This is a genomic window from Myroides sp. (assembly GCF_032073645.1).
Classification (GTDB): domain Bacteria; phylum Bacteroidota; class Bacteroidia; order Flavobacteriales; family Flavobacteriaceae; genus Flavobacterium; species Flavobacterium odoratimimum.
Window position 1 is genome coordinate 51,188 of record NZ_DAMANB010000013.1, and the last position, 13,883, is coordinate 65,070.

The window sequence follows — 13,883 nt, forward strand, 5'->3', positions numbered from 1 at the left end:
GTGGTCTGCATTACTTCCGTATTGCGAGTGCAAATGTAGCACAAATATCCAAACCTCCAAACTTTCGAGATAAAATAATTGAAAGTTTTTTCAGTGAAGCTCCTACTTCATAACATAGCTGTAGAATAAAAAACTAAGTATCAGTCTTATACTCCCCTAACCGATTCGCTGTCTTCTAAAAACAAAAAAACTCCTATTAAGGAGTTTTTAGTATTATTTATCTTCAAAAAGCTTAACGACTAATTTATAACTTAAAGAATCTAGTCCATTAAGTGCTCCTTCAGAAGAGCTATTAGAAAGAACGATTAGACCTTTCTTTCTTACTGGGTCAAAAGCGACATAGTTAGAATATCCAGCATCTATACCTCTTGTGAAGTAAAGAGGCTCTCCAGAACCAAAAGGATACCCTATCTTCCATCCTAAACTAACCCAGTAATTAGGACTTACAATAAGAGTAGGCTTCTGTGTTAGCTGTAGTACCTTATCTTCACTATTAAATTGCGCTTGAATGAACTTCGTCAAATCTGCAGCTGTAGAGATCCCCCCACTAGATGGTAATAAAGCACCTACTTTGACTGGATATACTTCCTTTAGATTGACATTAATCCCTTTTACTACCTCACGCTTCTTTTTAGGCATGTATACGGTAGAGTTATGCATACCATATCTTGCGAATACTTTCTCTTCGATTAATTGATTAAAAGGCTTGTTATACACCTTACTCAATGTATTACCAAGTATGGCATATCCTAAGAAAGAAAAACTCTGTCTCTTCTCTGGACTTATCGTATCTGTCTCTAGATTATGTTGCAAATAGTCTTCTAGCTGTGCACTAGTCATATTAGTCAAATAATCATCTTCTACCTTTGGATCATTAGACTTTATCTCAGGTAGCATAGGTACTAACGAAGAATGATTAGCTAAAGCAATGAAGGGAAGCTTAATATTCTTATTAAAGCTAAAATCATAATACTTATTTACATCCGTAGTCATATCCAGACCTTGCTCTAGTACAGCATGCGCTAATACAGTAGAAGTAAATATCGTCATTACATTAGCCATAGAAAACTTACTATCTGTATTGTTCTCTACTTTCACTCCATCCCCTACTTTCTTAAAGCCGTGATATTCTACCTTATCATCATCAATGATAGCGATAGCATACTGTCCTTTATCAGGTAGGTTAACCGTTTCGTTTGCGATAATTTCTTCTACACTAAACTTCTTAAATGAATCATCTACAGGCTTAGGCATGTCTAATAATCTAAATCCTACTACCTCCCCAGTATCATTCATCGCTAGATTAAGTAAAGCAACTTCATTATTCTCAAACTCAGTTTTAAACAACGCTAATTGATTATTATCTAAGCCATAGAACTCCATACTCTTAATATTACCAAGTTTCTCTTTCATCTCTACAAAGAATAACTTAGCCTTAGCACTAGGCAACTCTTCTTTTAAAGATGGTGCGAAGTGACTGTAAATATCATCGTAATCATTGGTGTTGTAATCCTTTACAAAAGTATCTATTAAGGGTTTAAACTCTTTCTCTTGAGCGAAAGAACCAAAACTCATCAATAAACACATCGCTATGGAAATACTTAATCTCTTCATTTCTTAATTTTATTTTGCAAGGATAAATATATCAGTTATTATCCGATAAATATCTCCCTTTAACAAGAATAAAAGAAAAATAAAGAATTTCTTACTTCTTTTAAGTATAAGATAACAACCTCAATATAAAGCATCAAATCACAGCCCTCCTTCAAAAAACACAATACCCCTAATTACCTATTCTCAGATAAAGAAACTCTATCTGAATAGAAAATAGGCTATCTTTTTTTTAAGTATATTCGCCCTAAATAAAAACAGAAAGACTATGACCAAAAGTGAAAAAGTAAAATTCGCTATGGAGACCTTAGACGCTCTTTATCCAGAAGTTCCTATTCCATTAGATCATAAAGACCCATATACTCTACTGATCGCTGTACTTCTATCAGCACAGTGTACAGACGAACGCGTAAATAAGATTACTCCTCTTCTATTTGCTAAGGCTGATAATCCGTATGATATGGTCAAAATGACGGTAGAAGAAATACAAGATATCATTAGGCCTTGTGGATTATCTCCTATGAAGTCTAAGGGAATTTATGGACTATCCCATATCTTAATTGATAAGTATAATGGAGAAGTTCCTCAAGATATGGCTGCATTAGAAGAATTGCCTGCTGTAGGTCATAAGACAGCTAGTGTTGTTATGTCTCAGGCATTTGGAGTACCTGCTTTTCCAGTAGATACCCATATTCATAGATTAATGTATCGTTGGAATTTCTCTAATGGAAAAAGTGTAGAACAGACAGAAAGAGATGCTAAACGTTTATTTCCAGAGGACAAATGGAATCTACTTCATTTACAACTCGTATGGTATGGAAGACAATACTCTCCTGCACGTGGCTGGAATCTAGAACTAGATATTATAACGAGTGTGATAGGTAGAAAAACGGTTATCAATGAATACTATAAAAAGAAAGAAAAAAAAGAAAAGAAATAAAACTGCTAATCCTAGCACATCAGTTTAACCCCAATTATTCAAAGTAGGTCTGAATTAGTAATTAAAGCATACTATAGTATGGTTTTAGAGCTAATGAAAGAACTATGAAGTAGAATTGCTTTGTAGTATTTAGCTAATGGTTAAAGACAATATATAGAGGTATCGAGGAGTAATCTAAGATCATCAAAAAGTAAAAAAAGAGGTTAAGTATAATGACTTAACCTCTTTTTTTTAATTCTCTTTCGAGTAAAGCGATAGATTATTGATTAACCCGTTTAGCCTAACTAGGCTCAATCCTTTAGAGTAACTCAAAAGGAATTTAATGGTTTCTTCTTTGGGTAAACTAAATGAACTAGTTTTCGTTGTGTAATTTTTCTTCATATGTGGCGCGTTTTGTTGTTTATACAATAATAACGACAAAACGCTTTACATATTATATCTCTGTCAAAATAATATTTTTTTCGTCAATTAATTTTCTTAAATTAAGCAGTGCATATCGCATTCTTCCCAGAGCAGTATTAATACTTACATCTGTCAACTCTGCTATCTCCTTGAAGCTCAAGTCTTGATACATACGCATCGTGATCACTTGACGTTGATCTTCTGGTAATTCTTTTAACAATAAATGTAGATCTGACTCTATCTGTTGTTGGATGATATCTCCTTCTACTGTATTAGAATCATCTTTTAGAAATGAAAAGATAGGCAATTCCTCAGAATCATATTGAAACTGTACACGCTTCTCTCTTCGGTAATGATCCATTACTAAATTATGAGCAATACGGATAACCCAAGGTAGAAACTTACCTTCTTCATTATATCGACCCGATTTAAGGGTATTAATTACTTTTATGAATGTATCTTGGAAAATGTCATTTGCTAACTCAGCATCTGATACTTTAGAAAAGATAAAACCATAGATCTTAGACTGGTGTCTTTTGATCAAAACCTCTAACGCCTCTTCACCACCTGCAATATATAATGTTACAAGGGTTGCATCAGGCATATTTATATATACCATACCAAATTTCTTTTTTAAAACTGTAAATAGATTTTTATAAAGTAATTTTGTATTATAGGCTTTGATTTTTATCGTTTAACGAGACAAATATATAAAATTATATTTGTTAAAATAAATAAAAAATAAAAGTTTTTTTTAGAACCTCAATCAACAAACGTTATCATATCTCATCATTTAGCCGGACAAACAATAAAATTCACATCTCTTAAATTTATCTAAATGAAATAATCACAATATTAGGCTGGAATAGATGTAGAAAACACAATTATATTTATGTATTGAACCTTTACATTTTTATAATACGGCCTCCCTTTTGCTCCCATGTGGTATTTCATCCTTATTCCTGTCAGCTCTTAATCTCGTTTGTGTCGTGTTCCCAAGAGATACCCTAGAAGCGACTTTTTGGGAACAACTCGAAAACAAAATAGGATAACCACAGCGTCCAAACAGGATACACGCTAGATCAACACTAGCTTTCTCTTTAAAACAACTACGCTCTTTTACCTCCTTTTACTCCTATTTACTCCACTTTTTGACTTTCTATTACATCCACTTTCTAGTTCTTTCTATATTTAAACCTCTGATCGTTCTTTCATCCTACTCTTTATACAAGGTGATAATGCGAAATATTATAGCAGATTCAGCATTTTGCACAAGATTATACCTTGCAGAGTTTTAGTGGAATTAAAGAAAGCATTATCTTTGTTTATTAAACCTTTATAGGCTACATGAAAAAAATAGATTTCTCCAATATAGATCCAAAAAAGAATATTATCATCAAGGGCGCTCAGCTACACAATCTAAAAGATTTAGACGTTGTCATCCCTCGTAATAATCTTGTTGTTATAACAGGGTTGTCTGGTTCTGGTAAGTCCAGTTTAGCCTTTGACACCTTATATGCAGAAGGACAAAGACGTTATGTAGAGAGCTTATCTTCTTATGCTAGACAATTCTTAGGACGTATTAACAAACCTAAAGTAGAATACATAAAAGGAATTGCTCCTGCGATTGCGATTGAACAAAAAGTAAACACTAGCAATGCTCGTTCTACAGTAGGTACCTCTACTGAGATATATGACTACATCAAATTACTTTACGCACGTATCGGAAAGACTTTTTCCCCTATCTCAGGAGAAGAAGTAAAGAAGGATACTGTAAGTGATGTATTAGACTATGTTAAGAGCTTAGCTATTGGAGCCAAATTATTATTGCTAGCCCCTATTGATTTAGGAGAAGACAGAGAGCTTTATGAGCACCTTAATGTCCTTCTTCAGCAGGGATATGCTAGAATATTAGTGCATGGAGAGACTTTGCGTTTAGATCAATACATTAGTGATAATACAGAAGATATCGTTAATCAAGTAGACGCTACTCAAGTTTATCTAGTTGTAGACCGTATCGTAGTCAGTGATGATGAGGATTTCTTTAACCGTCTAGGAGACTCTGTAGAAACAGCTTTCTTCGAAGGAAAAGGATATTGCTATATTGAGGATCTTAAAGATAAAAAACGCAAAGAGTTCAGCAACAACTTTGCTCTAGATGGAGAAATATTCCTTGAGCCTAATGTTCACTTATTTAGCTTTAACAATCCTTATGGAGCTTGTCCATCTTGTGATGGATATGGTAATATCATCGGTATTGACGAAGAACTAGTCATTCCTAATACAGGGCTTTCTATATATGAGAATGCGGTCTTCCCTTGGAGAGGAGAGTCGATGAGCTGGTATAGAGATCAACTGGTTAACAATGCTTATAAATTTGACTTCCCTATTCACAAACCTTACTTTGAGCTAACAGAAGAGCAAAAAGCATTGGTATGGGAAGGAAACTCGTTCTTTACAGGACTTAATGACTTCTTTAAAGAATTAGAAGACAAAAACTATAAAATTCAGAATCGCGTCCTTTTATCTCGTTATAGAGGAAAAACAAAATGTCCTACATGTAAAGGAAAAAGACTGCGCAAAGAAGCGAGCTATGTAAAAGTAGGTAACAGAACAGTAAGCGAGCTGGTAGACTTACCTATCAAGCATTTGATTACCTTCTTTAAAGATTTAAAACTAAATGAATACGAAGCCAAAGTAGCACAACGCTTATTAATCGAAATCAACAACAGACTTGGCTTTCTAAGTAATGTAGGGCTTGACTACCTAACATTAAATAGAAACTCTGCTACGCTATCTGGTGGAGAATCTCAGCGTATTAACTTAGCTACTTCATTAGGAAGTAGTTTAGTAGGTTCTATGTATATCTTAGACGAACCAAGTATAGGATTACACCCTAAGGATACAGAAAAGTTAATCGATGTACTGAATAACCTTAAACAACTAGGGAATACAGTTATCGTGGTAGAACACGATGAAGACATCATGAAATCAGCTGATCAGATTATAGACATCGGTCCTGAAGCTGGTAGCTATGGAGGACAACTGGTAGCTCAAGGAGATTACAATACTATTTTAAAAGCAAACTCTCTAACAGGGAAATACCTTAGTGGTGCTCTTGAAATAGCTGTTCCTAAAAAACGCAGAGGGTACAAACACTTTATCGAAATAGTAGGCGCTAGAGAAAACAATCTAAAAAATATAGACGTTACATTCCCATTAGACTGTCTAACAGTGATCACAGGAGTATCTGGCAGTGGTAAGAGTACCTTAGTCAAAAAAATATTATTCCCTGCACTACAGAAAAAACTAACAGGACTTAGCGATAAACCTGGTCAGTTTACAGAGATGAAAGGGGAATTTGGTGGTATTAAATCAATAGAATATGTAGATCAGAATCCAATCGGAAGAAGTTCTAGATCTAATCCTGTAACCTATATCAAAGCCTACGATGATATTAGAGATTTATACTCTAAACAACAGTTGTCAAAGCTAAGAGGTTATCAACCTAAGCATTTCTCGTTTAACGTAGATGGTGGGAGATGTGAAACTTGTAAAGGAGAAGGAACTGTAACAGTAGAGATGCAGTTTATGGCAGACGTTCACTTAGAATGTGAAACTTGTCATGGCAAGCGCTTTAAAAAAGAAATACTGGAAGTAAATTTTGAAGGAAAGAATATCGATGACTTACTGACCATGACGATAGATGATGCCTTAATGTTCTTCCAACAACATAAGCAAACTAAGATTGCACAAAAACTACAACCTCTACACGATGTAGGACTAGGCTATGTACAGTTAGGACAGTCTTCTTCTACTCTATCAGGTGGAGAAGCACAGCGAATCAAGCTTGCTTCTTTCTTATTAGCCGGTACAACCAGAGATAAGGTATTATTTGTTTTTGATGAGCCTACAACAGGATTGCACTTCCACGATATTCAAAAGCTATTAAAGTCATTTGAAGCTTTAATTGAAAAAGGGCATTCTATTATTGTGATTGAGCACAACCTTGATTTAATCAAATGTGCTGATTACATTATAGATATCGGGCCTGAAGGAGGAGAAAATGGAGGGCAATTAGTTGCTTTTGGAACACCTGAAGAAATTGTAAAAAACAAAGCTTCACTAACAGGAAAGTACCTAAAAGAAAAACTTAAGTAATCCATTGGATAATTACGAATTACGACTATATACCTCATAAGAAAAAGGCTGTATCAAATAATGATACAGCCTTTTTTAATTGTTTCAGCTCAGGTTCCGCTAACAACGTGCAATAAAAAAGGTAACCTCGAAATTCAAAATTACCTTTGTCATAATTATAATATCATGTGATATAAGCCCCTCATATTGAAGGTTAATCACTCCTATTTTTTAATTCTTAATTACTTTAACTAGTTTCTCAGTCAATCTTTTTCTACTGAAATACTGCAGTCCCATAGCGAATACTTTTAATTGATTCTGTTGATACTGTTCGAAGTATTCTAATAAAATATCTCTCACCTTATCTTTTTCAGAATACAACACTACTTTTCCAGTATTTGTTTCTTTGATAATATCGAAGAAATCAGAATCCTCAGGCCCTATTCCTAATATTGGGCGTTCTGATGCCATATACTCAAATAACTTACCAGGAATAATTGCTTTAGTATCTTCTGAATCTATTTCTACTAATAACAGCACTTGTGAAGCACGCATTTGTCTTAATGCCTCTACATTATCTACATAACCGTGATTAACAACACAATCCTCTAGCCTAAACTCTTTTATGGTATCTAATACTTCACTACTTACCTTTCCTACTAGTTTTAATTGAAATGCATCTTTAAATGCCTTGTTCTCTTTTCGCAATTCTGAAATAGCCTTCCATAAAATTCTAGGATTTCTATCAGATAAAAACGAGCCAATATGTGCTAAAGTAAATTTCTCATCTAGAGGTACTTTTCCTAGGTTCGTAATATCATAACCATTTGTAATCACTGTTATAGGTTTATCCGTTTTAGTCTGGAACTCCTTTTTAGTTGTTTTACTAGTGACGATAATTTGATCTGCTTTATTTAGAACTTCTTTCTCTAATTCTAAATGCTTAGCTGCACTAGACTGATTTAGTTTTAATTCTTTATGATACCCTATAGTCGTCCATGGATCTCTAAAATCAGCTATCCATTGGATGTTTAATTGCTCTTTAAGAGCCATTCCTATCAAATGCATACTATGAGGAGGCCCTGTCGTAATAATGGTCTCTATATCCTTGTTTTCCTTTAAGTACTTAGATAAATAAGCCACAGAAGGTTTCACCCAGCTCACTCTAGCATCAGGAATAAAAAAGTTCCCTCTCACCCAAAGCAATAGTTTATCTGTGAACGATTGTTTCTTCTTGTCTGGAATAATTCCCGCACTTAAAGTATCTGTATTCTTACCGCTCACTAATTTAGCCTTACTATAAGGCTCACTAATAGGCCGTCTAAGAATCATTATTTCAGAGCTTACCTCCTGCTCATTACTAGAATCTAATAATGGATAACTTGGATTTTCAGGTATATATACTATAGGTTCAATATCAAAGCTTGGTAAATATTTGACAAACTTTAACCAACGTTGTACTCCTGGTCCTCCTGCTGGTGGCCAATAATAACTTATGATTAAAACTTTTTTCTTTGGCATATTCATACTACATTTTGTTTTTTTGAAATCGTTTTTCTGTGAAACCGTGAAATCGTTTTTCTGTGAAATCGTGAAACTGTAAACCGTCAACTGTCAACCGTCAACTGTAAACCGTCAACCGTCAACCGTAAACTGTAAACTGTAAACCGTAAATCGTAAACCTACTCCTTCTTCTTAACTAAAAGATATACTCCTCCTACTGTAATCAAGAAAATAAGAATACTCGATCCTAGGGCTATTCTACTACCTGTTTTGATTACTTGTGGTTCAAAAGTAAATTCGATAGTGTGTTTCCCCTTTGATAACTCTATTCCTCTTAATACATAATCTACAGCAAAGATGGGCACCTCTGTATTATCTACTTTAGCAATCCAACCTTGTGGGTAATAGATTTCAGAGAATACTGCTACTCCATCAGCACTGTTAGTTGACTCATAAACTATCTTATTCGGAGCATAACTTTTTAACTCAATACGAGCTAAAGAATCCACAGCATATGTATCTTTTAACTGTACATCTTTAAACATAGTTGTATTCAATACAGCCTGATTTTTTGTTTTCAACTTATCCAATGCTTTCATTTCTTCATTTGCATCTTGCACTTTTTGAATACTAGATACAAACCACGCATTGCCATTCGCATTATCATTTAATAGTGGAACATCACGTCCCTCTTCATCCTTCTGAATGATATACTTCACATTCATCATATTCAACACTTCCATATTAGAATGTTGATTCAATTGATAATCTGCTAGCTCTTGCATTCTACGAGGTTTCGCTGCATGATATCCACCTAAAGAATGATGGAAGAATGAACTTCTCGCACTATTAAAGCCTCCATTTAACTCATATACTCTAAAATGCTCTGTATCATTCAGTATTACCTTATCAGCTGGTGTTGCCTGGAAAGGTTGAGACATTTGAGATGCTAGTACAAAGTTTGAGTCATTTACATACTTACGATCCACTAATACTAAATCTCCTACCATCAATACACCAATAATAATTATTGCAACAACTGGCTTAATTTTTTCTTTAGTTGATAAGAACAAAACTCCTGAAGCTAAAGCAATTAGAACAAAACTTCTAATAAGGTCTGCTGTATACATTGCTTTTCTATCTTCTATTAAAGCACTGATAAATCCTGGCCCTATCTCACCATAAGCTCCTCTATAATAACCGTCATTTAAGCCTGTAAAACTTAAAGACCCTTTTACTAAAAACAACAATATTAGGATAGATCCAGCTACGATACCTGATTTCTTTAAAACAGCTAACTGCTCTTCTTTTGCTAACTTACTATAAGCATATAGCCCAATAATAGCTAAGGCAGGTACACATAATTCAAGTATTACTTGAATAGAAGACACTGCTCTAAACTTATTATACAATGGAAAATAGTTAATAAAGAAGTCTGTCAGAATAGAGAAGTTCTTACCCCATGATAACAATAAAGAAAAGACTGCCCCTATTATGAAAACATACTTAATACTTCTCTTCTCTGCAAAAATTCCGATTAAGAACAAGAAGAATACAACAGCTCCTATATAAGCTGGTGCTGCAACAATAGGTTGATCTCCCCAATAAGTAGGTGAACTACTTGCCATTTCTTTTGCTTGTTGATCACTAGCGCCTACTGACTTAAACAATTTATATACATTAGAATCTGTATCTAAATGTTCATTATTCGCCCCCCCTGTCAAACGAGGTGCTATCAAGTTTAAACTTTCAAAAATACCGTAGCTATACTCCGTGATATAATCATAGCTCATCGCATTAGACGATTCCTTTACAGAACCATCAGGTTGATACGTTAGCTCACTATTACTACGCGTACTAAACTTAGTATATTCTGAAGTAGCCATCAGATTAGTAGCATTCGCTCCTATACTTAGAATAGCGGCTCCTACTAATACAGCTATTGATGTACCTATCGCTTTATAATCTTTTTCTCTTATATATTTGACCATATAAAATACTCCCACTACGATAAGTAATAATAGTAAATAATAGGTCATCTGGAAGTGGTTTGCACTAATTTCTAAAGCGGCTGCAAATAGAGTTAGCAATCCCCCTTTTATATAATGTTTCCTAAACACTAAAAGCACTCCTGCCAATACCATCGGCATATAAGCAATAGCGTGAGCTTTAGCATTATGCCCTACTCCTAAAATAATAATCAGATAGGTAGAAAAACCAAAAGCTAATGCTCCTATAAATGATCTCAAAGGCTTCATTCCTAGAGAAGCCAATAGAATATAGAATCCGATAAAATAGATAAATAGATAATCTGCAGGTCTAGGTAAAAAACGAATTATACTATCTAAATCTTTTACATAGTTGTGTGGAAACTTAGCTCCTAATTGATAGGTTGGCATTCCTCCAAAAGCGCTATTTGTCCAATAAGGCTCTTCTTTAACTTGTTCTCTAAAGTCTATTTGTTCTTTTGCCATTCCAGTATATTGCACAATATCGGATTGGTAAATTACCTTATTAGATAAAACAGGTGAGAAATAAAGTAGTGCTACTACTATAAAACCTAAAACCACTAATAGATGTGGATAAATTCTTTTAAACGTATTCGTTGTTTCTGATGACATTTATACTACTATTTAAGTATGCTAAAATAAGTAAATTTCAGATGGCTTTAAAGGGAAGCCTATAGTTTTATTATATATATAAAAAAGCCCTCAAGAGGCACTGCTCTTGAGGGCTTTATACTATATCTATGAATTACTTCGAATCTACTTCTTCGAAGTCTACATACTCTCCAACAACTTTTGTCGAACGTGGTACTTTATTATGCTGACTTGCAGTATTAGTATACGTTTCTGTTTCTTGATTGTTGTTATATGGATTGTACTGTTGTTGTCTCTGTTGAAAATTCTGTTCTGCTTTTTTTGCAGCCTTGTATATTAATACAGGAAACAAATAACGCATCGCTATTTTAAATGCGTAGTATATCAGAACAATAATAATAAGTGTTTTAATAAATCCCATAATTTCCTTCTTTTTACCAAAAATAGTAATTATAACCGCATAATGACAATCACAATTCTTAAATTATTGATAAATATCCTTACTCCTTCCTTTATTTTATTTGTAACCCTACTTTATTGATTTCATTATAAACAAGTAAATCAAGGACTTCATCTGCTTATATTGATCTCCCTATTATATGGGAATCTGTATTATTTCTTTGCTTCTTCCCACTTAGTATATCCTCCGTCTAACTCATATACTGTTTTAAAACCTTGTTCTAAAAGAATATTTCTAGCCTTCTCACTTCTCTTTCCTGATTTACAGAAAATATATACTGGTTCTTCTTTAGATAGCGTTTTAGTTTTATCAATAAAGTCCTCCTCTAGCACATTGATATTTTTTGCATACTCTATAGTTCCTTCGCTGAACTCTTTATCCGTTCTAACGTCAAGTAACTGAACTTCTGTCGCTTCAATTGCTTTTTTAAAGTTCTCATTGTTCAATAAATGGGCTGCCTTTTCTTGGCTATAACCACTTACTGTAATTAAAATAGTAGCAATAAATGAAAGCCAAAAAGCGTTATATTTTTTCATAATATAGGTTAGTTTATAGTTTAACAAAAATGACAAATATCATAGTATGCGATTTAACATTACTATACATTTGTTACAAATATAAAATAAATATGTCAGTTTCTCTTATACAAAAGTATAATGTACCTGGTCCTAGATACACTAGTTATCCCACTGTTCCTTACTGGGATGAGACCTCTTTTTCTGCAGATAAATGGATTGATTCTTTAAAGAGATCATTCATTGAGTCCAATCAAAAAGAAGGAATAAGTATCTATATCCATCTGCCATTTTGCGAAAGCTTATGTACGTTTTGTGGCTGCCACAAGAGAATTACCAAAAGACATGAAGTAGAAAGTCCATATATAGATGCTCTTCTTAAGGAATGGGATTTATATTGTGCATTATTTGATGAAAAACCAATCATCAAAGAAATCCACTTAGGGGGAGGTACTCCTACATTCTTTTCGCCACAACATTTGACTAAGCTAATTGAAGGTATTAAAGCGAAAGCTAATATTGCTAAAGAATATGAATTTAGTTTTGAAGGACATCCAAATAATACAACTAAAGAACACTTATCTACTCTATACAATCTAGGTTTTAGAAGAGTGAGTTTTGGTGTACAAGATTACAACCCTGAAGTACAAAAAGCAATCCATAGAGAACAAAGCTTTCACAATGTTGCAAAAGTAACACTATGGGCTAAAGAGCTTGGTTATACTTCTATTTCACATGATATTATCTATGGGCTACCGTTCCAAAAGTTAGAACATGTAATCGATACTATCGAAAAGACGAAATCTCTTTCTCCAGATCGTTTAGCGTTTTATAGTTATGCACATGTGCCATGGATAAAAGGAAATGGTCAACGTGGATTTAATGATGAAGATGTGCCTAAAGATGCTGAAAAACGTCAATTATACGAAAAAGGAAAAGAACTTCTTCTTAAGAACGGATATGTTGAAATAGGAATGGATCACTTTTCTTTAAAATCAGATTCTCTTTATAAATCTATGAATACAGGGCATATCCATAGAAACTTTATGGGGTACACCTCTTCTAAAACTCAAGTAATGATAGGCTTAGGTGTATCTTCTATCAGTGACAGCTGGTATGCTTTTGCTCAAAATGAAAAAGACATTGATACTTATTATCAACTATTAGATCAACATATTATTCCTGTTACAAAAGGGCATATATTAAACAAAGAAGATTTGATTATTAGAAAACATATCTTAAATTTAATGTGTTCTTTAAATACAGATCTAACTGCGGATATTGATAGCATTGATTTCAATCCTATATTAGAAGAACTTAAGGAACTAGAAAGAGATGAATTAATTGAAATTAAAGGATATAACATTAAGATAGCAACTAAAGGGCGTGCATTTGTTAGAAATGTATGTATGGCTTTTGATTTAAGATTACAAAAGAATAAACCCCAAAGGCAGTTGTTCTCAATGACTATCTAATAAAATAAGTAAAATGAATAAAAATATTGAGAAGATAATTACCTTCCTGGTATTACTAGGATTAGTTTCTGGAATATATAATCTAGATATGGATAACTTATGGTCTATCCAACACAACTGGCTGTCTTATATAGGTTTTATTATTTTTATAGCTTATTTAGTTTACTCTGTAAAAAAAGCAGCTAAAATACAGGATCAAAAAAACCTGTAACCATCATTCGAATTGTCATTTGTTTA

General features: G+C 33.6%; 10 protein-coding genes. 4 read left to right on the plus strand and 6 right to left on the minus strand.

Features of this window, described 5'->3' with window-relative positions:
- Nucleotides 1-213: 213 nt before the first annotated feature.
- Nucleotides 214-1,614, minus strand: coding sequence for a serine hydrolase (locus RT228_RS10820; protein WP_006260073.1), 1,401 nt, complete (start codon nt 1,612-1,614; stop codon nt 214-216).
- A gap of 265 nt (nt 1,615-1,879) precedes the next feature.
- On the opposite strand from RT228_RS10820, the gene nth reads away from it, so the two are divergent.
- Nucleotides 1,880-2,551 (plus strand): endonuclease III domain-containing protein, encoded by a 672-nt coding sequence (gene nth, locus RT228_RS10825; RefSeq protein ID WP_006260072.1) that lies wholly within the window; start codon nt 1,880-1,882, stop codon nt 2,549-2,551.
- 433 nt (nt 2,552-2,984) lie between these two features.
- On the opposite strand, the gene RT228_RS10830 is transcribed toward nth, so the two are convergent.
- A complete protein-coding gene (locus RT228_RS10830; RefSeq protein WP_006260071.1) occupies nt 2,985-3,572 on the minus strand; it encodes a sigma-70 family RNA polymerase sigma factor in 588 nt (195 codons plus the stop codon).
- 728 nt (nt 3,573-4,300) lie between these two features.
- Here RT228_RS10830 and uvrA point away from each other — a divergent pair.
- Nucleotides 4,301-7,114, plus strand: coding sequence for an excinuclease ABC subunit UvrA (uvrA, locus tag RT228_RS10835; protein WP_006260070.1), 2,814 nt, complete (start codon nt 4,301-4,303; stop codon nt 7,112-7,114).
- Between the two features lie 210 nt (nt 7,115-7,324).
- On the opposite strand, the gene RT228_RS10840 is transcribed toward uvrA, so the two are convergent.
- From RT228_RS10840 to RT228_RS10855, 4 genes are all read right to left on the minus strand, one after another.
- Nucleotides 7,325-8,620 (minus strand): glycosyltransferase family 4 protein, encoded by a 1,296-nt coding sequence (locus RT228_RS10840; protein ID WP_006260069.1) that lies wholly within the window; start codon nt 8,618-8,620, stop codon nt 7,325-7,327.
- Between the two features lie 155 nt (nt 8,621-8,775).
- On the minus strand, nt 8,776-11,217 hold the full coding sequence (locus tag RT228_RS10845; protein WP_006260068.1) for a YfhO family protein: 2,442 nt from the start codon (nt 11,215-11,217) through the stop codon (nt 8,776-8,778).
- 133 nt (nt 11,218-11,350) lie between these two features.
- Nucleotides 11,351-11,617 carry a DUF4834 family protein gene (locus RT228_RS10850; RefSeq protein ID WP_006260067.1) on the minus strand — a complete coding sequence of 89 codons (267 nt, stop codon included), beginning with the start codon at nt 11,615-11,617 and terminating at the stop codon, nt 11,351-11,353.
- A gap of 191 nt (nt 11,618-11,808) precedes the next feature.
- Nucleotides 11,809-12,192, minus strand: a complete 384-nt coding sequence (locus RT228_RS10855) for a rhodanese-like domain-containing protein (RefSeq protein ID WP_058699982.1) — start codon at nt 12,190-12,192, stop codon at nt 11,809-11,811.
- 92 nt (nt 12,193-12,284) lie between these two features.
- Between RT228_RS10855 and hemN the strand changes: the two genes are divergently transcribed.
- Together hemN and RT228_RS10865 are read left to right on the plus strand one after the other, a co-directional pair.
- On the plus strand, nt 12,285-13,646 hold the full coding sequence (hemN, locus tag RT228_RS10860; protein WP_131540873.1) for an oxygen-independent coproporphyrinogen III oxidase: 1,362 nt from the start codon (nt 12,285-12,287) through the stop codon (nt 13,644-13,646).
- Between the two features lie 13 nt (nt 13,647-13,659).
- Nucleotides 13,660-13,857, plus strand: coding sequence for a hypothetical protein (locus tag RT228_RS10865; protein WP_006263693.1), 198 nt, complete (start codon nt 13,660-13,662; stop codon nt 13,855-13,857).
- The last annotated feature ends 26 nt before the right edge of the window (nt 13,858-13,883 follow it).